The sequence below is a fragment of the Luteimonas padinae genome (genome assembly GCF_014652935.1).
In the GTDB taxonomy this organism is placed as follows: domain Bacteria; phylum Pseudomonadota; class Gammaproteobacteria; order Xanthomonadales; family Xanthomonadaceae; genus Luteimonas; species Luteimonas padinae.
The window spans coordinates 16,035-33,408 of record NZ_BMZT01000009.1 but is presented as its reverse complement, the minus strand read 5'-3'; the positions used below and the strand labels follow the sequence as shown (position 1 = coordinate 33,408).

Here is a 17,374-nt window from a genome sequence, read left to right as displayed (position 1 = left end):
AGAGGTGTTCGTAGTCGCGCTCGGGCACGACGTTCCAGGTGTTGGATCCGGCGTCGTGCGCGACCAGCGTCGGGAAGTGTGTTGAGAAACGCGTCCATCCCGCCTCCTGTGTTCCGCTGAGGCGATGCGCTGCGGCCGTTCCCCCGGGGGCGCACATCATGCCCGCCCCGTTTGCCATCCGTTCTATCCGGATGCATCGACCGCCGCGGATGTGACCGCGCCGCGCGCCTTCCCCGCGCCGCAGGCCAGTGTCAGGGGACGTGCCCCGCGGCGTGGGCGCTGCGCTGCGCCGCCAGGAACGCCCGCAGCGAGGCGGGCTTGATCGGCTTGGTCAGCACCCGGTAGCCGCGCGCGCGCGCTTCGCGCTTGACCTGGTCGCTGCCGTCGGCGGTCACCAGCGCGCCGGGCACGCGCGGTCCGTGCTCGCGCAGTGCGTCCAGCGTGTCGAGCCCGTCGAGGCGGTCGTGCAGGTGGTAGTCGACCAGCAGCACGTCCGGTGACTCCGCCATCTTCGACAGCGCCTCGTCGACCGTGGTGGCGCGCAGCACCTCGATTTTCCAGCGCCCCAGCAGCAGCACCATGCCGGCGAGGATGTCGACGTCGTTGTCCACGCACAGCACCCGCATGCCCTCGAGCGAGTCGGGGATGCCCGCGCCGGCTTCGGACAGCAGCGTGCGCGGCAGGGCGGCATGGCGGGAGCGCGGCGCGCGGATCGAGAACATGCTGCCGCGACCGGTGCGCGAGCGCACGTTGAGCGGGTGGGCGAGCACGTTGGAGATGCGCTGGCAGATCGACAGGCCCAGGCCGAGGCCCTGGGCGTCCCAGCTGCCGGGCTGGTCGATGCGGAAGAACTCGTCGAAGATCTGCTTGAGGTGGTACTCGGGGATGCCGGGGCCGGTGTCCCAGACCTGCAGTTCGACCTCGCCGCCGCGCGGGCGCGCGGCCAGCACGACCCGGCCCTCGCGCGTGTAGCGCAGCGCATTGGCGAGGAAGTTCTGCAGTACGCGACGCAGCAGGCGTCGGTCGCTGCACACCGGGAGCGTGCGCGCGTGCACGCGCAGGTCGATGCCGCGCGCGGCTGCCAACGGGGCGTACTGCGCGGCGAGGTCGGCCAGGAGTCCGGAGGCGTCGAAGTCGGACAGCTGCGGTGCCAGCGCGCCGGTGTCCAGGCGCGAGACGTCCAGCAGGCCTTCCAGCAGCTCCTCGGCCGCGCGCAGCGAGGTGTCCACGCGTTCGGCCAGGTGGTGCTGTTCGGCGGCGGTATCGCTTTCGCGCAGGGCCGAGGCGAACAGGCGCGCGGCGTTGAGCGGCTGCAGCACGTCATGGCTGACCGCGGCCAGGAAGCGCGTGCGCGAGGCCTGGGCGGCCTCGGCCTCCCGCGTGCGGGTGGCCACGCGCAGTTCCAGCGTCTCGTTGACCTCGCGCAGCTCGCGCTCCACGCGCTTGTAGTCGGTGACGTCGCTGTAGCTGGTGACGTAGCCACCACCGGGCAGCGGCTGGCCGCGCATTTCCACGACCTGGCCAGTGGAGCGCACGCGCTCGAACACGTGCGGCGAGCCGGCCCGCATGTACCCGATGCGCTTGTCGATCTCGGCGTCGATGTCGGGGTTGCCGCCGCCAAGCTCGCCGCGACGCGCGTTGTAGCGGATCAGGTCCGCCACCGGGCGGCCGACGTAGAGCATGCCCTCGGGATAGTCGTACATCTCCTGGTAGCGGCGGTTCCAGGACACCAGGCGCATGTCGCGGTCGACCACGCTGACGCCCTGGTCGAGGTTGTCGAGCGTGGCCGAGAGGATCGCGCGGTCGAAGCGCAGGTCCTGGCCGGCCTCGTCGAGCACGGCCACGACGTGCGCGACGTCCATGCCCGAGCCCTTCAGCGCACTGGTCATCACCAGCCGCGCCGAGGCCGCGCCGATGGCGGCGGCGAGCAGGCGCTCGGTGAACTGCGCCCAGGCGCGGTCGGTCGGGGCGGCGGGATTGAAGTCGCGGTCGCTGGCGGCGGCGTGGTCGGCGAAGGCGCGGCGCGCGGTGGACTCGCCGACGATGCGCCCGGCCAGCGTCATCAGGTCGCCCAGCGGCATGCTGTCGTGCGGCACGCCGCTGCCCGGCAGCAGCTGCGCCGAGGCGTAGGGGTCGAGGAAGGGCGCGGTGCGCAGGCGCTCTTCGAAGCTCGGGCGCCAGCGCGCCGAGACCAGGAACAGCGCGCCCACGTTCACCAGCAGCGACCAGAACGTGCCGTGGGTCAGCGGGTCCCAGCCGGACAGGCCGAACAGGCCGTGCGGGCGCAGCCACTCGATGCCGAAGGGCCCGTGCAGCATCCAGGCATCGTCAAGCCAGCCGGCCTGGGTCAGCGTGGGCAGCATCAGGGTGTAGATCCACATTGCGAAGCCGAGCAGCAGGCCGGCCTCCACGCCCTGGCGGCTGGCGCCGCGCCAGTACAGGCCGCCGATCAGCGCCGGCGCGAACTGCGCCACCGCCGCGAACGACATCAGGCCGAAGGCCGCGAGCGTGGTGTCGCTGCCGCTCACCCGGTAGTAGCCGTAGGCCATGGCCGCGAAGCACAGGATGGCGACCCGGCGGATCCAGAGCACGGTCGAGGCGACGTTGCCGTCGTTGCGTTGGGCCCAGCCGCGCCTGAGCAGCGGCGGCATCACCAGGTCGTTGGAGACCATGGTCGCCAGGGCCACGCTCGAGACGATGACCATGCCGGTGGCCGCGGAGAAGCCGCCGACGTAGGCGAACAGCGCCAGCAGGTCGCGGCCTTCGGACAGCGGCAGGCCCAGCACCAGGGTGTCGGCGGAATAGCCGGGCGTGCCGGCGCCCATCGCCATGCCGGCGGCGGTGATCGGCAACACCGCCAGCGACACCAGCGCCAGGTAGCTGCTGAACATCCAGCGCGCCCGACGGATGTCCGAGACGTCCATGCACTCGACCACCGCGACGTGGAACTGCCGCGGCAGGCAGATTATCGCGGTGAAGGCCAGCAGCGTCTGGCCGATGAAGCCCACCGGCGGCGAATCGCGGATCAGGCGGGTGGTGGCTTCGCCCAGGTCGATGTCGCGGCCGTTGAACCAGAACATCGCGAACACGCCCACCGACACCAGCGCCACCAGCTTGACCATCGACTCCAGCGAGATGGCCAGCATCATGCCCGGGCGGTGCTCGGTGGCATCGACCTGGCGGGTGCCGTAAAGGATGGCGAACAGCGCCATCAGCACCGCCACGTACAGCGCCGGATCGCCGATGCTGGCCAGCAGGCGGTCGTCCCCGCCCAGCACGTGCAGGCTCAGGGTCACCGCCTTGTACTGCAGCGCGAGATAGGGCACCGCCGCGATCAGCGCGATCAGGCTGACCAGGGCTGCCAGGCGCTGGTCGCGGCCGTAGCGGGCGGCGATGAAGTCGGAGATCGACACCGTGCTCTGGCCTTGGGCCACCAGCGCCAGGCGCTCGAGGATGCGCCAGCCGAACACCAGCATCAGCAGCGGGCCGAGGTAGATCGCGAAGTAGCCGATGCCGTTGCGGGCCGCGGAGCCGACCGCGCCGTAGAAGGTCCACGACGAGCAGTACACCGCCAGCGACAGGCTGTAGACCAGCGGCCGCAGCCAGCTGCCTCCGGCGCGCATGTGCACCGGATGGCGGTCGCCCCACCAGGCCACCGCGAACAGCAGCGCGGCGTAGCCCAGCGACACCAGCAGCAGGATCCAGCCCGGCAGCATCCAACCTCCCCCGACAACTCCAGAGAACCCCGTCGGCCCCGGATCTCGAGGCCCCGACAACCCGTACAGCCAACCCGTACAACCTGTAGGAGCAGCTACAGCTGCGACCACGCCCACGATAACGCGAAGGCACGGGTCGCTGGTCGCTGGTCGCAGGGCGCGGCAGGTCGCAGCTGTAGCTGCTCCTACAGGGCGGGGCGCGGGCGGGGGCCGGGGCCGGGGCCGGGGGCGCCCACGAAAAAGCCCGCCTTGCGGCGGGCTTTCCGGAACTGCCGGAGGCGGGACCTTACTTGATCTTGCCTTCCTTGTAGATCACGTGCTTCCGGACGACGGGATCGTACTTCTTGATCTCCATCTTGCCGGGCGTGTTCTTCTTGTTCTTGTCGGTGGTGTAGAAGTGGCCGGTGTTGGCCGAGGAGATCAGACGGATCTTGTCGCGCTTGCTGGGCATGGTGGTCTCCTCAGATCTTCTCGCCGCGGGCACGCAGCTCGGCCAGGACCGAGTCGATGCCGTTCTTGTCGATGGTGCGCATGGCAGCCGTGGAAACGCGCAGCTTCACCCAGCGGTTCTCGCTGGCGACCCAGAACCGGCGCTCGTGCAGGTTCGGGAGGAAGCGGCGACGGGTCTTGTTGTTGGCGTGCGAGACGTTGTTGCCGGTCTGCACGCGCTTGCCGGTGACCTGGCAAACTCGGGACATAACGCACCTCGATGGTGATTGGTGTTCCCCATGGCCTGGGGGACGGCGGCCCCGGCGTGCTCCCCTCGGGGAATGCGCCATGCGATGCGGGTCAGGGTCGCTGCCGGGCGGGGCGCCGGATCGCATTCCGGAGCCGCCGGGGACGCCCACGATGGGGGCGGCCGGACACAGCGAGCCCGGCATTATGCGGCCCGCGCCCGCCCAGGGCAAGCCACGACCTGCCCTGCAGGAGCAGCTACAGCTGCGACCGGGATTCGCCGCACGCCCGGATTCGTCGCACCGCCGGGTCGCAGCTGTAGCTGCTCCTACAGGGTGGGGGCGGGCAAGGGGGGCTCAGCGCTGGCGGCGCAGGCGCTCCAGCACGCCGTCCAGGGTGTCGAGGTCGGTGTAGTGGATCACCAGCCTGCCCTTGTTGCCGCGGCCGTGGGCGATGCTGACCTTGGCCGCAAGGGTTTCGGACAGCTCGTTCTCCAGCGCCAGGATGTCGGCCGGCGGCCGGGCCTTGCTGCCGCCGCTCTTCTTCTTGGCCGTGGCCGGCACCCGGCCGGAGGCGAACTGCTGGGCGCGGTGCTCGACCTCGCGCACCGACCAGCCATGCTCGGCGGCATCCGATGCGAGCTTGTTAGCCAGCTCCGGCGACAGCGTCAGCAGCGCGCGGGCATGGCCCATCTCCAGCCGACGGGCCTCGACCAGGGCGCGGATCGCCGGCGGCAGTTCCAGCAGGCGCAGCAGGTTCGACACCGCCGCGCGCGAGCGGCCCACGGCCTCGGCGGCCGCGGCGTGGGTCAGGTCGAACTCGTCGATCAGGCGCTGCAGGGCCTGGGCCTCTTCCAGCGGGTTCAGGTCCTCGCGCTGGATGTTCTCGATCAGCGCCATGGCCACGACCGTGCGGTCGTCGACCTCGCGCACCACCACCGGCACTTCGGCCAGGCCGGCCTCGCGCGAGGCGCGCCAGCGGCGTTCGCCGGCGATGATCTCGAAGGTGCGGTCGGGCAGCTGGCGCACCACGATCGGCTGGATCACGCCCTGCACGCGGATCGATTCCGCCAGCTCGGTCAGCTTGGCCGGGTCCATGTGCCGGCGCGGCTGGTACTTGCCCGGCGCCAGCGCGTCGATCGGCAGGGTGCGCAGGGTGTCGCCGGGGCGCGCTTCCAGCGCCGGCGCCTCTTCCGCCGCCTTGGGTCCCAGCAGCGCCTCCAGCCCGCGGCCCAGGCCGCGCTTCTTCGCCGGGGTCTTGGCTGCGGGTGCCTTCCTGGCATCGGTCATGCCGCTTTCTCCTTCTGTTCGCGCTCGCGCTGGCGGCGGAGCATCTCGCCGGCCAGGCCGAGGTAGGCGATGGCGCCGCGCGAGCCGCGGTCGTAGCCGACGATGCTCTGGCCGTGGCTCGGCGCCTCGGCCAGGCGCACGTTGCGCGGCACGATGGTGCGGAAGACCTTGTCGCCGAAATGCTCCACCAGCTCCGCCGAGACCGCGTTGGCCAGGTTGTTGCGCACGTCGAACATGGTGCGCAGCACGCCTTCGATCTCCAGCGCCGGGTTGAGCTTCTGCTTCAGCGCGTCGATGGTCTGCAGCAGGGACGTCAGGCCTTCCAGCGCGTAGTACTCGCACTGCATCGGCACCAGCACGCTGTCGGCGGCGGTGAGCGCGTTGAGCGTGAGCAGCGACAGCGCCGGCGGGCAGTCGATGATGATGTAGTCGTACTTCGGGCGCAGCGTGTCGAGCGCGCGCTTGAGCCGCTGCTCGCGGCCATCCTCGTCCATCAGCTCGATCTCGGCCGCGGTGAGGTCGGTGTTGCCCGGCATCAGGTCGAAGCCTTCGGGCGTGCGCACCACCGCGTCGGCGGCATGCACCTCCTCCAGCAGCACGTCGCAGGTCGAGGCCGTCAGCTCGCGCTTGTCGACGCCGCTGCCCATGGTCGCGTTGCCCTGGGCATCGAGGTCGACCAGCAGCACGCGCTTGGGCGTCTGCGCCAGGGCCGAGGCGAGGTTCACCGCCGTGGTCGTCTTTCCGACGCCGCCTTTCTGGTTGGCGATGGCGATGATGCGGGCCATGGGCTCGTCTGCCTCGATGCAGGATGCGACGGGGATCCCCGGCCCGGAATCCCCGGCCGGGCCGATGATTATGCCCCGCCCGGCGCCCCCCGGCCCACCACCACCAGATGACGCTCCGCCCCGAGTCCCGGCACGGCCAGCGGATGGATCGCCCGGACCTCCCAGCCGACGGGAAGCGCGGCGACCTCGGCGTCGGGGCGCACGCCCTTCATCGCCAGCAGCCGCCCGCCCGGCGCCAGCAGGTGGCCGCCGGCGGCGAGGATGTCGGCCAGGGTCGCCACGGCGCGGGCGGTGATGGCGTCGAACGCGCCGGGCAGGTCCACGGCCTCGGCCCGTGACTCCGCCACGCGCGCGTTGGCCAGGCCCAGGCTGCGGACGGCCTCGCGCAGGAAGCGCGCCTTCTTGCCGTTGGACTCGACCAGGGTGACCTCGAGCCCGGGGCGGGCGATCGCCAGCGGGATCCCGGGCAGGCCGGCGCCGGTGCCGAGGTCGGCGAGCCGGGACACGCCGTCCACGTGCGCGTGCATCGACAGCGAGTCGAGCAGGTGCAGGGTGACCATCTCGCCGGGATAGCGGATCGCCGTGAGGTTGTAGGTGCGGTTCCAGCGCGCGAGCAGGTCGAGGTAGCGGCGCAGCGGCGCGGCCAGCGCGGGGTCCAGGCCGAGCGTGGCCAGGCCGGCGTCGAGGATGGCGTGGGGATCGTCAGGCATGCGGCATTGTAGGTGCCTGCCCGGCGCCTCCGCGCCGGTTCAGTCCCAGCGGGCGCGCCAGGCCACGGTCGCGAGGTAGTCGGGCGCGGGGCGGAAGGCCCGTAGCGACCAGTCCGCCGGAACGCCGAGCGCGGGATCGCAGTCCACCAGCTGCCAGCCGTCGGCGACGGGCGCGAACGCCAGCCGGTGCAGGCCGAAGGACAGCCCCTGGCCATGCGCCTTCAGCACCGCCTCCTTGGCGCACCAGAGCCGCACGAAGGCCGCTTCGCGCAGGGCGTCCGGCATCGCGGCCAGTGCCGCGGCCTCGGCCGGCGCGAAGAAGCGGTTGGCGAGCACCTGGGCCTTGGGCCGCGGGCGCCTCGCTTCCAGGTCGATGCCCACGCGCAGGTCCCGCGCCAGCGCCATCAGCAGGCCTTCGCCGCTGTGGCTCCAGCTGGCGTCCCAGTCGGCATGTGCCGCGTCCAGGCAGGGGCGGCCGTGGCGGCTGCGGCGGATCGCCAGCGCCCCGGGGGCCACGCCGAGCTCCCCGGACAGCCAGTCCCGCACCAGCGGCTCGGCCGCCTGGCCGTGGCGGTAGGGCCGCCATGCGCAGCGGACGGGCCCGAGCTGGAGGTGGCCTGCGGCGAGCGGCATCGAAGCGGGGTCCTTTGGAGCACGGCGGGCGCCCAGCGTAAAGTAACCGCCCCGGCGCGCAGGCGTTCCGCCGGGAGTCACGGGGGGCGCAGGCGCGTCCGGGAGAATGGAGCGCATGTCGGCAGTCATCGACAACCACGGGCGTCAGCACGCCGCCACCGGCACGGCTTCGGCACTGGTGGCCGGCGCCCCGGAGCGTCCGGTCGCGTTCGGCAGCGGCGGCGTCGCGCTGCAGGACTTCCTGGACGAAGTGCGCGGGCTGACTGCGTTGCTGCCCGACCGCCCGTTCGCGCTGAACCTGTGCGAGGACCGCCATCGCTTCCTCGTCGCCTTCGCCGCCGCGGCGGTGCGCGGCCAGGTCACGCTGCTGCCGCCCTCGCGCACGCGCGCGGCGATCGACGAGGTCCGCGCCCGCCATCCCGACAGCTACTGCCTCGGCGATGTCGACGCCTGCGGCTGCGAGGACATCGCGCCGCTGCCGCACTACCTGCGCCTGCCCGACGTGCTGCCGCGCGCGGGCGGCGACATGCCCCGGGTCGCCGACGCCGCGGTCGTGGCCATCGGCTACACCTCGGGCAGCACCGGCGCGCCGAAGGCCAACCCGAAGACCTGGGGCAGCTTCGCCGCGAGCACCGCGCAGAACATGGCGGCCCTGGCCGGCCTGCTGCCCGCTGCCAGCGACACGGCCCACGTGGTCGCCACCGTACCGCCGCAGCACATGTACGGCATGGAGATGTCGGTGCTGCTGCCGCTGCTGGGCGGCGTGGCCGTGCACGAAGCGCGCCCGTTCTTCCCGGTCGACATCGCCGCCGCGCTGGCCTCGTCGCCGCTGCCGCCGCTGCTGGTGACCACGCCGGTCCACCTGCGCGCGCTGGTTGGATCCGGCGTCGCGCTGCCGCCGCTGGCGGGCATCGTCGCCTCCACCGCGCCGCTGCCGCAGGCGCTGGCGGCCGAAGCCGAGGCCGCCTTCGGCTGCGAGGTGCGCGAGATGTTCGGGTCCACCGAGACCTGCATCCTGGCGCGCCGCCGCACCGCCTGCGAGGAGGCCTGGACCCTCCTGCCGGGCGTCGAGCTGCAGCCGCAGCCCGACGGCACCCTGGTGCGGGCCGCCCACCTGCGCGACGCGGTCGCGCTGGCCGACATCGTGGAGCTCCTGCCCGGAGGCCGCTTCCGGCTGTGCGGGCGACAGTCCGACCTGCTCGAGATCGCCGGCAAGCGCGCCTCGCTCGGCGACCTGACCCACCGTCTGCTGGCGATTCCCGGCGTGCTCGACGCCGCCCTGGTCCAGCTCGAGCCCGATGCCTGCGGCGTGCGCCGCCTGGCGGCCGCCGTGGTCGCGCCCGGGATGGACGAGGCGGCGGTACGGGACGCCTTGCGCCAGGCCGTCGATCCCGTGTTCCTGCCGCGTCCGCTGCGCATTGTTCCGGCGCTGCCGCGCAACGAGACGGGCAAGCTGCCGCGGCGCGCGCTGCTGGACCTGCTCGGCGCCGGCTGAATCCGGCCTCCGTCTCCCTACGCCGCCATCACGGCCGCGTCCCCAGACTGGCGCCGCGCCGTTGGGGCGAATGACAGGGAGACACCATGAACATCATCATCTGGTTGATCATCGGCGGCGTCGTGGGCTGGCTGGCCAGCATCGTCATGCGCCGCGACGGGCAGCAGGGCATCCTGCTGAACATTGTCGTCGGCATCGTCGGCGCGTTCATCGGCGGCTGGCTGATCGGCCCGCTGCTCGGCGCCGGCTCGATCAACGACGGCATCAGCATCATGAGCTTCATCGTCTCGCTGCTCGGTGCGATCATCCTTCTGGCGATCATCAACCTGTTCAAGCGGGGCAGCGTGCGCTGAAGCGCTGCCTGGACGATCCACGCGAAGGCCCGGCCCTGTGCCGGGCCTTCGTCGTTCCTGGGCTCAGCCCAGCTGGACCCAGGCCGGGGCGTGGTCGCTGGGGCGCTCCCAGGTGCGCGGCTCGCGGTCGATGCCCGAGGCCACGGCCTCCGCGCGCAGCGCGTCCGAGACCAGGGTCAGGTCGATGCGCAGGCCGAGGTCGCGGCGGAATGCCGCTTGCCGATAGTCCCACCAGCTGAAGATCCCGGCATCCAAGCTGTGCAGGCGGAAGGCGTCGTGCAGGCCGAGGTCGAGCAGGGCGGTGAGCGCGGCGCGTTCGGCGGTGGAGGTGAGGATGTGGCCCTCGTTCCACACCGCCGGATCGTGCACGTCGCGGTCGTCGGGCGCGATGTTGAAGTCGCCCATGACCACCATCCGCGGATGCCGCTGCAGCTCGTCGGCCAGCCAGTCGCGCACCGCCGCCAGCCAGCGCAGCTTGTAGGCGTACTTCTCGGTGCCGATGTCCTGGCCGTTGACCACGTACAGGTTGACGATGCGCACGCCGTCGACGGTGGCGGCGATCGCGCGCTTCTGCTCGTCCTCGAAGCCGGGGATGCCGTAATGCACGTCGGCAATCGCGCGATCGCGGGCGAGGATCGCGACGCCGTTGTAGGTCTTCTGGCCGAGGAAGACGCTGCGGTAACCGAGCGCCGCCAGCGCGTCGTCGGGGAAACGTGCGTCGTCGAGCTTGGTTTCCTGCAGGCCGACAATGTCCGGCGCGAAGGCGGCGAGCCACTGCTGCAGGTGCGGCAGGCGGACGTTGAGGGAGTTGACGTTCCAGCTGGCGATTTTCATATGAGATCTAACATTCTGATTTAGCTGGACATCAATGAAATAGTGTGGGCTATGTACCCCCAGCGATACCCCCATATCGACTTGGTGGCGCTGGAATGTCGCGTGGCGACCGTCGGTCGCAGCGACTTCGTGGTTGGGCATGTTAGCCCGGCGGCTGGCATCTGGCTGCCAACGCTAAGTCGGCACGATAACTCTGCAGTTCGCACAGTTGTGACACCTCGAGGTTGCCTACGCTTTTTCCTGCACAACCGCCAGCGTCCAGGAGACAGCGCAATGCATCGTGGAGACCCCATTCTCAGGCTGCGTGAGGTCAGTGATCTGCTAAGCCGCTCGATCAGCGCGATAAATCGCGATCGCAAGGCCGGAACTTTCCCGCCGCATGTGCAGCTCGGACCCCGCTGCGTAGGCTGGCGACTGAGCGCCATCAATCGATGGCTTGAGGCACGGGAGCGCTGCTTGTCGCACGAGACGAACGTGTCTGGATCGCGACATCCGGTAGCGCGCCAGGGCTGATGCCATGAGCTGGCAGCACGACAAGCTCGCTTGGAAGGTAAACATGCCATCAAGCAGGAAAATCGTCCTGCTGGTGCTTTGTCATTTGGCTGACGAGCACGGGTTTTCCTTCCCCTCCGTGGACACCATCGCCAAGCGGGCAGGTGTCAAAAGGCGCCAATGCCAGCGTTTACTGAGAGAACTGGAGCACGAAGGGCTTGTTTCCGTAGTCGGTAACGCGTCTGGAGGCGCTCGCTCCAGAGACTACAGGGTCGATCTGTTGGCCCTCCGCAAGCGTGCCGCAGATGACACGGGCGTCAAATTGTCACCCGTGTCGTGCGTGACGCCACTGCCCGTGTCGCCGAAGCGTCGCCCCCCTGTCGTGGGCGTCACCCGAACCACCAACCATACCCACCAACCTGATCCACCACTACCCGACGAGCCGGCAATCGCAGCGATTGACTGGAGCTTTCTGCCACAGCTCGATGAGGAGCAAAGGTCGGTAGTAGTCAGATTGCTCAACGGCGTAGATCAAGCCAGCCACCAGGACCTGGTTGACGAGCTGGCAGGAGCACTCCGCGCAAGCGCGATCCGTGGCCCTTGGGGCGGATGGTTTGCAGCGGTGGCAGCCAAGGCGCGCACTGGTGGCTTCACACCGCACCACGCATTGGCGGTCAGGAAGGAGAGAGGGACAAGGGCTCACTTGGAGGTCGAGCAGCGAGCGCGCCGCCTGGAACTCCTGCGATGGCAGGATCCTGAGGTGAAGGCCAAAGGTCAGGCGGCTATGCAGGCTGCGATTGCTGACATCACGAGCATCTTCGCGCGGGGTGACAAATGAGCAGATCGCTACGAGTCTCCAGCCAGCTGCCAGCGGGGCACGGCAGGCAGGAGTCCCACGGTCCTGGCGTAATTCGCCGCAGCCTCACGGCTGCGAAACGTCACAGGTCGAGGTGTAGCGGAGCTTGACGGTCGGAGCAGGCCTGGCGCTTCCAGAAGCTCACGTTCGAGCAATCTGGTGAAGCCCCGCCCCTCGACCAGTACGCCCCATTCTTTGTCGCGTCCGACCCTTGCAGGCCGGACACGCTTCACGAAGCCCAGCAGGCGGACGAGCTGGGCGGCCGGGTGGCTGATCAGGCGGACTCGCATGGTGATCTCCTTCAGGCTGGAGCGATCAGCATCACTCAAGCCAGGCCGGAGCCTAAGTTGGCGGGAGATTGGTCAGCCGCAACGCGTTTCGGCGAGGTTTGACACATACATCAAACCCAGCCCAGTCTTTCGATTCTTGATGGATGCATCAAATGCAGACGCTCCTCGACCTCGGCCACGCCCTCTCGGCGCGCCGCCGCAAACTTGGCCTCAAGCAAGGCGATGTCGCACGTCAGGCCGGTCTTGCACAGGAAACCCTCTCCAGGCTCGAGCTTGCGGTACTGTCCGTACTGGGGATGGAGCTGGCCTTCGCCGAATCCGTGCCGTCGGGGTCGCTGGACGACCTTCGGCGTGAGCGCGGCGGCCAGCAGGGGTTCGGAGCAGGGGAAGGATGATCGAGACAACGGATATCCAGGCGAAATACTTCGCTTGGGAACTCACGCGTCGCCGTCGCGGCGGCGACCTGGATCGCATTGGCCAGGCGCTGTTCGACGCCGCTGTCGACCTCAACCCGCACCAGATCGAAGCCGCGCTCTTCGCGCTGCAGAATCCGCTGTCCAAGGGCGTGCTGCTGGCCGACGAAGTGGGCCTGGGCAAGACCATCGAGGCCGCACTGGTTCTCGGGCAGTACTGGGCCGAGCGGCGTCGCCGCCTGTTGGTGATCTGTCCGGCATCCCTACGCAAGCAGTGGGCCACGGAGCTGGCCGAGAAGTTCCACTTGCCGACCCAGGTGCTCGACACCAGGACGATGGCGCAGGCGCGCAGGGACGGCATCTACAACCCGCTCGACCAGGACGTGATCAGCATCGTGTCCTTCGGCTTCGCAGCGCGGATGGAGCGTGCCATCGGCGCCATCCGCTGGGATCTGGCGGTCATCGACGAAGCCCACAAGCTGCGCAACGCCTACCGCGAGAGCCACCGCACCGGCCAGGCCATCAAGCGCGGCCTGGCGGGCGTGCGCAAGGTGCTCCTGACCGCCACGCCGCTGCAGAACTCCCTGCTGGAGCTGTACGGGCTGTCGACGATCATCGACGACCACCTGTTCGGCGATCGCGTCAGCTTCCGCACTCGCTTCATGCGTGGCGATGCCGCCATTCCCGCCCTGCGCGCGCGGCTTGAAGACTTCTCCAAGCGCACCCTGCGCCGCGACGTACTGGAGTACGTGCAGTACACCGAACGCAAGCCGCTGACCTTCCCCTTCACGCCGGGCGAAGACGAACAGCGGGTCTACGACCTTGTGTCCGGCTACCTCCTCCGCGATGACAGCTACGGCGTTCCCACGCGCCAGCGGCACCTGGTCGGGCTGATCCTGCGCAAGCTGCTGGCCTCGTCCACAGAGGCGGTCGTGGCCACACTGGAGGTCATTCTGGCCCGCCTGCGTCGGCTCGAGGACAGCCAGGCCGAGCAGGACGACTGGATCTCCCGCCTGGTCGAAGACGAAGAGCTCGATGCCGACCTGCTCGACGAGGAGGAAGACGAGCGCGCTTCGGACGAAGACGCCGACCCAGAGGCGGAAACGCAGGTCGACCCTGCCAAGCTGCGTGCGGAAATCCTCGAGCTGGAGCAATACCTGCTGATCGCACGCGGCGTGCGTGAAGACCAGAAGTCACACGCCCTGCTGAAGGCGCTGGACACCGGTTTCGACCGCATGGCCGCCATCGGCGCTGCACGCAAGGCGGTCGTCTTCACCGAATCCGTCCGCACCCAGGACTACCTCGCCCGCTTCCTGGAAGCCCACGGGCACGCCGGCCGCGTAGTGAAGTTCAGCGGCCGGGCCACCGATCCCGGGCTCAATGGCATCTACCAGCGTTGGCTTGCCACCCATCAGGGCACCGACCGGGTGACCGGCAGTCCCGCGATCGATCGCCGTACCGCCGTCATCGACCACTTCCGGGACCAGGCTGACATCCTGATCGCAACCGAGGCCGGCGCCGAGGGCATCAATCTGCAGTTCTGCTCCCTGGTGGTGAACTACGACCTGCCCTGGAACCCGCAGCGGGTCGAGCAGCGCATCGGCCGCTGCCACCGCTACGGCCAGAAGCACGACGTGGTGGTGGTGAACTTCGCCAACCAGCGCAACGCCGCCGACCTGCGCGTGCTGGAGCTGCTGTCGGAGAAGTTCCACCTGTTCGACGGCGTATTCGGCGCCTCCGACGAGATCCTGGGCCGCATCGAATCGAGCGTGGGAATCGAGCGCCAGATCGCGGAAATCTACGAAACCTGCCGGACACCGGCCGAGATCGATGCCGCCTTCGCCCGCCTGCGCAGTGGTCTGGAAGACCAGATTGCCGAGCGCATGCGTGAGACCGAGGAAGCCCTGTTGGCCAGGTTCGACGCCGGTGTGGTCGAGCGCCTGCGGCTGCATCGTGACGAGGCCATCGCCCAGCTCGACCGCATCAGTCGACTGTTCTGGCGCCTGACCCGGCACGAGCTGGATGGTGCCGCCGCGTTCGACGACCAGACGCTGTCCTTCGACCTGCGCGCCTCGCCGACGCCGGAAGCCGAAGCCGGCCGTTATCACCTGATCCGCAAGGGCCAGCCGCTGCCCGAAGACGGCCACGTCTACCGCCTCAGCCACCCCCTGGGCGAGCACGTACTCGATGCTGGCAGGCGTCACGACACCCCGATTGGGGAAGTCACTTTCACGCTGGCAGGCGCGCCGCAGCGCATCGCCGCGCTGGAGCAGTTGCCCAGCCGTTCGGGCTGGCTGGAACTGAACCTGCTGGAGCTGGAGAGCTTCCAGCTCGAAGAGCACCTGGTCTTCAGCGCCCAGGCCGACGACGGGCAATGGCTGGATGCCGAAGCCTGCCAGCGGCTGCTGGAGCTGCCGGGCCGCGCCAACGCCCGTCCGCCCGCGATGGACACCTTACCGCCCAACTTCGATGCCAACGTCCGCCGGCAGATCGAGGCGGCCCTGGCCAGGGCGCTGGAAGAGAACAACGCCTATTTCCACGCCGAGCGCGAACGGCTCGACCAGTGGGCAGAAGACAAGCTGCTGTCCGCCGAACAGGCCATGCACGACACCAAGGCCCGCCTGAAGGACGCCAAGCGCCGAGCACGGGCTGCGGCGACTGTGGAAGAACAGGCCGCCATCCAGGAGGAGATCAAGCTCCTGGAGCGTCAGCAGCGCCGCCAGCGGCAGGAGATCTTTGACGTGGAGGACGAGATCGAAGCCAAGCGCGACGCGCTGATCGCCGCCCTGGAGCGCCGGTTGAACCAGCGCAGCCACAGCGTTCCCCTGTTCAGGATCAGATGGTCAATTGTCTGAATGTAATATGCAAAGTGATATATCACTTGCAAAGAATAATTCAACGTGCAATATTCCTGATCGGGATCGACCCTCCAGATCGCGCGGTCCGTCATGAACCACAAGACGCTGAGCCAGCTTCGAAACACGCGTGAACTCAGGGCGGAGATCATGGATCTGGCGGCCCGGCTGGCCGCAGACGGGTCCAGCGGCCGCTTGATCGTGGTCGATCCAGTGATCAGCGAAGCTGCCATCCGTGGCGAATGGGAGCGCTTGCTCCCGGCGATCGCGCCCCACGTGCGTGCACGCATGGCCCTCGTCATCGAACAGGGTGCTGGCGATGGATCCAATCCGCCAGGCCGCCTGCAGGTGGATCGCCCCAACTACCGGTTCGAGGTCCTGCGCCTGCTGCTGGGTGCCAGCCTAGAGGACGACGGCCCACAGCCGGAGCTGGGGATCGCGGCACATATCGAAGGCACCCAGCTTGGCCTGGTCGATGCCCTGGGCGCCTCTCCCACGCCCGTCCGCAGCGCCCTGGCCACCCTGCGCGATGCCGGCCTGATCGACAGCCTGCGCTGGCTGGAGATCGAGCCCGAAGCGCTGTCGATGGAGCAGCTCAGCCGCATCGGCGCCTTGCCCCAGACACTGCGCTTCCGCTTCGAGCGGGGCGCCCGGATCAAGTCCCCAGCCGAGCTCGTGCAGCGGGCAGTTCCGCTGCTTGGCCCCCAGGGCGCCAAGCAATGGAAGCCGTTCTCCCTGTCGGGCGCGCCCGTCGCTCAAGCCAATGTGCCGGCGCTGGATCTGATCGGCACGCCGCGCCTTGATCTGGTGGCCAACATCCCGCGTAGCGACAAGACCTTCGACGCCGAGGTCATGCGACTGCTCGATGATGGCCTGGAGCCGGAACCGAACGTCCTCGCCCCCGCGCCGGTCGTGCTGACACTCGTGCGCGCCGGAACGCGCTTCGACGGCAAGGCCGACGTCGGCCAAGCGCGATGCGCGCACCCCTGCGACGTGTTCCTGTCCCTGCTCGACATGGGTCTGCGGGACCAGGCACTGCAGTACGCAAGGGAGGTGCGTCCGTGAGTCGCCATCTGGAGCTGGATGCCGCCGCCTTGCTGGAGCGCGTCGCCGAGCGCGTTCCGCCAGCCCTGTGCGGGAACGTGGTGGTCATCGGCAGCATCGCCACCGCCTGGGCCTTTCGCGACGTCACGGGCACGCACGCCGTGGCCACCAAGGACATCGACGTGCTCCTTCGCCCTGCCATCGACGCCGTGACCACGGCGCAGGCGCTGGGCCAGCTGTTGCTGGACGAAGGCTGGCAGCCGCGCTACCCCAACGGCATCCAGCCGGGGACGCAGGAGACGCCCGATGACCAGCTGCCGGCGCTGCGCCTGAGCCCGCCGGCTGACGGCGACGCCTGGTTCGTCGAGCTCCTGGCCGAGCCAGCCCCCGGCCAAGCGGCCCGCAAGCACTGGCGGCGTGTCCACACCGGCAAGGGCGACTTCGGCCTGCCCAGCTTCCGCTATCTGCGCGTGGCCGTGCACGACGCGCAGGACACGCCGTTTGACCTGCGTGTCGCGCGTCCGGCGAACATGGCGCTCGCCCACCTGCTGGAACATGCCGATCCCGACCGTACGCCGATCTCCAACCTGCCCGGCAACCCGCCGCGCTTCACCAAGGACGTCGGTCGCGCCATCGCCCTGTGGTGGCTGGCCCGCGAACAGACCCCGATGGCCGGAGACCAATGGCTGGGGGAGTGGCGTGCGACGCTGGCGGCGCTGTACCCGGATCAATTTGACGACATGAAGCAGGCGGCACTTGCTGCCTTGGCCAACGTCGCTGACTACCTGCGCGACGCACACATCATCGCACTCAATGGCGTGCTGGCACCGCATGGCACCACCCTGGATGCGTTCCGCCGAGCCCACGCCAGCCTGAGTGACCTGGTCGAGCAGGTTTGACCGAACACCTATAACAGCGGCGCTGCGCGCCATCA

Annotated in this window: 16 protein-coding genes; 8 read left to right on the top strand and 8 right to left on the bottom strand. The window is 69.4% G+C overall.

What is annotated here, in order from left to right; all coding sequences use genetic code 11:
• Positions 1-251 precede the first annotated feature (251 nt).
• From IE168_RS11055 to IE168_RS11025, 7 genes are all read right to left on the bottom strand, one after another.
• Entirely contained in the window at positions 252-3,716 is a 3,465-nt protein-coding gene (locus IE168_RS11055; protein WP_189498268.1) for a PAS domain-containing hybrid sensor histidine kinase/response regulator, read from the bottom strand.
• Between the two features lie 286 nt (positions 3,717-4,002).
• On the bottom strand, positions 4,003-4,167 hold the full coding sequence (gene rpmG, locus IE168_RS11050; RefSeq protein ID WP_133322566.1) for a 50S ribosomal protein L33: 165 nt from the start codon (positions 4,165-4,167) through the stop codon (positions 4,003-4,005).
• 10 nt (positions 4,168-4,177) lie between these two features.
• Positions 4,178-4,414, bottom strand: a complete 237-nt coding sequence (rpmB, locus tag IE168_RS11045) for a 50S ribosomal protein L28 (RefSeq protein ID WP_189498266.1) — start codon at positions 4,412-4,414, stop codon at positions 4,178-4,180.
• Between the two features lie 333 nt (positions 4,415-4,747).
• Entirely contained in the window at positions 4,748-5,680 is a 933-nt protein-coding gene (locus IE168_RS11040) for a ParB/RepB/Spo0J family partition protein (protein ID WP_189498264.1), read from the bottom strand.
• A complete protein-coding gene (locus IE168_RS11035) occupies positions 5,677-6,465 on the bottom strand; it encodes a ParA family protein (RefSeq protein ID WP_189498262.1) in 789 nt (262 codons plus the stop codon). Before IE168_RS11035 ends, IE168_RS11040 begins: the two co-directional genes overlap by 4 nt.
• Positions 6,466-6,533: 68 nt before the next feature.
• Positions 6,534-7,175 carry a 16S rRNA (guanine(527)-N(7))-methyltransferase RsmG gene (gene rsmG / locus IE168_RS11030; RefSeq protein WP_189498260.1) on the bottom strand — a complete coding sequence of 214 codons (642 nt, stop codon included), beginning with the start codon at positions 7,173-7,175 and terminating at the stop codon, positions 6,534-6,536.
• A 39-nt stretch (positions 7,176-7,214) separates the two neighbouring features.
• Entirely contained in the window at positions 7,215-7,808 is a 594-nt protein-coding gene (locus tag IE168_RS11025) for a 4'-phosphopantetheinyl transferase family protein (protein WP_189498257.1), read from the bottom strand.
• 115 nt (positions 7,809-7,923) lie between these two features.
• On the opposite strand from IE168_RS11025, the gene IE168_RS11020 reads away from it, so the two are divergent.
• Both IE168_RS11020 and IE168_RS11015 read left to right on the top strand, forming a co-directional pair.
• Positions 7,924-9,303 (top strand): AMP-binding protein, encoded by a 1,380-nt coding sequence (locus IE168_RS11020; RefSeq protein ID WP_189498255.1) that lies wholly within the window; start codon positions 7,924-7,926, stop codon positions 9,301-9,303.
• 86 nt (positions 9,304-9,389) lie between these two features.
• Entirely contained in the window at positions 9,390-9,656 is a 267-nt protein-coding gene (locus IE168_RS11015) for a GlsB/YeaQ/YmgE family stress response membrane protein (protein WP_189498252.1), read from the top strand.
• Positions 9,657-9,719: 63 nt separating this feature from the next.
• Here the strand turns inward: IE168_RS11015 and xth are convergent, their stop codons facing one another.
• The gene (xth, locus tag IE168_RS11010) at positions 9,720-10,490 is read right to left on the bottom strand and encodes an exodeoxyribonuclease III (protein WP_189498249.1); all 771 of its coding nucleotides are present in this window, start codon (positions 10,488-10,490) and stop codon (positions 9,720-9,722) included.
• 51 nt (positions 10,491-10,541) lie between these two features.
• Here xth and IE168_RS14850 point away from each other — a divergent pair, with 51 nt between their 5' ends.
• From IE168_RS14850 to IE168_RS10980, 6 genes are all read left to right on the top strand, one after another.
• A complete protein-coding gene (locus IE168_RS14850) occupies positions 10,542-11,003 on the top strand; it encodes a helix-turn-helix transcriptional regulator (protein ID WP_425490154.1) in 462 nt (153 codons plus the stop codon).
• Positions 11,004-11,007: 4 nt separating this feature from the next.
• Positions 11,008-11,820 carry a helix-turn-helix domain-containing protein gene (locus IE168_RS11000; protein ID WP_189498245.1) on the top strand — a complete coding sequence of 271 codons (813 nt, stop codon included), beginning with the start codon at positions 11,008-11,010 and terminating at the stop codon, positions 11,818-11,820.
• 460 nt (positions 11,821-12,280) lie between these two features.
• Complete coding sequence (locus tag IE168_RS10995) at positions 12,281-12,523, top strand: helix-turn-helix domain-containing protein (RefSeq protein ID WP_189498242.1); 243 nt, start codon at positions 12,281-12,283, stop codon at positions 12,521-12,523.
• Entirely contained in the window at positions 12,520-15,396 is a 2,877-nt protein-coding gene (locus tag IE168_RS10990) for an SNF2-related protein (RefSeq protein WP_189498240.1), read from the top strand. The genes IE168_RS10995 and IE168_RS10990 overlap by 4 nt, the downstream gene beginning before the upstream one ends.
• 93 nt (positions 15,397-15,489) lie before the next feature.
• Positions 15,490-16,461, top strand: a complete 972-nt coding sequence (locus tag IE168_RS10985; protein ID WP_189498238.1) for a hypothetical protein — start codon at positions 15,490-15,492, stop codon at positions 16,459-16,461.
• Positions 16,458-17,339 (top strand): hypothetical protein, encoded by an 882-nt coding sequence (locus IE168_RS10980; protein WP_189498236.1) that lies wholly within the window; start codon positions 16,458-16,460, stop codon positions 17,337-17,339. Before IE168_RS10985 ends, IE168_RS10980 begins: the two co-directional genes overlap by 4 nt.
• The last annotated feature ends 35 nt before the right edge of the window (positions 17,340-17,374 follow it).

What these genes read in the sequence shown, in the direction of transcription:
- IE168_RS11025 (WP_189498257.1), bottom strand. Translation starts at nt 7,808, where the DNA reads ATGCCGCTCGCCGCAGGCCACCTCCAGCTCGGGCCCGTCCGCTGCGCA.
- rpmB (WP_189498266.1), bottom strand. Translation starts at nt 4,414, where the DNA reads ATGTCCCGAGTTTGCCAGGTCACCGGCAAGCGCGTGCAGACCGGCAAC.
- rpmG (WP_133322566.1), bottom strand. Translation starts at nt 4,167, where the DNA reads ATGCCCAGCAAGCGCGACAAGATCCGTCTGATCTCCTCGGCCAACACC.
- rsmG (WP_189498260.1), bottom strand. Translation starts at nt 7,175, where the DNA reads ATGCCTGACGATCCCCACGCCATCCTCGACGCCGGCCTGGCCACGCTC.
- IE168_RS11015 (WP_189498252.1), top strand. Translation starts at nt 9,390, where the DNA reads ATGAACATCATCATCTGGTTGATCATCGGCGGCGTCGTGGGCTGGCTG.
- xth (WP_189498249.1), bottom strand. Translation starts at nt 10,490, where the DNA reads ATGAAAATCGCCAGCTGGAACGTCAACTCCCTCAACGTCCGCCTGCCG.
- IE168_RS11035 (WP_189498262.1), bottom strand. Translation starts at nt 6,465, where the DNA reads ATGGCCCGCATCATCGCCATCGCCAACCAGAAAGGCGGCGTCGGAAAG.
- IE168_RS10995 (WP_189498242.1), top strand. Translation starts at nt 12,281, where the DNA reads ATGCAGACGCTCCTCGACCTCGGCCACGCCCTCTCGGCGCGCCGCCGC.
- IE168_RS10985 (WP_189498238.1), top strand. Translation starts at nt 15,490, where the DNA reads ATGAACCACAAGACGCTGAGCCAGCTTCGAAACACGCGTGAACTCAGG.
- IE168_RS11055 (WP_189498268.1), bottom strand. Translation starts at nt 3,716, where the DNA reads ATGCTGCCGGGCTGGATCCTGCTGCTGGTGTCGCTGGGCTACGCCGCG.
- IE168_RS14850 (WP_425490154.1), top strand. Translation starts at nt 10,542, where the DNA reads ATGTACCCCCAGCGATACCCCCATATCGACTTGGTGGCGCTGGAATGT.
- IE168_RS11040 (WP_189498264.1), bottom strand. Translation starts at nt 5,680, where the DNA reads ATGACCGATGCCAGGAAGGCACCCGCAGCCAAGACCCCGGCGAAGAAG.
- IE168_RS11020 (WP_189498255.1), top strand. Translation starts at nt 7,924, where the DNA reads ATGTCGGCAGTCATCGACAACCACGGGCGTCAGCACGCCGCCACCGGC.
- IE168_RS10990 (WP_189498240.1), top strand. Translation starts at nt 12,520, where the DNA reads ATGATCGAGACAACGGATATCCAGGCGAAATACTTCGCTTGGGAACTC.
- IE168_RS11000 (WP_189498245.1), top strand. Translation starts at nt 11,008, where the DNA reads ATGAGCTGGCAGCACGACAAGCTCGCTTGGAAGGTAAACATGCCATCA.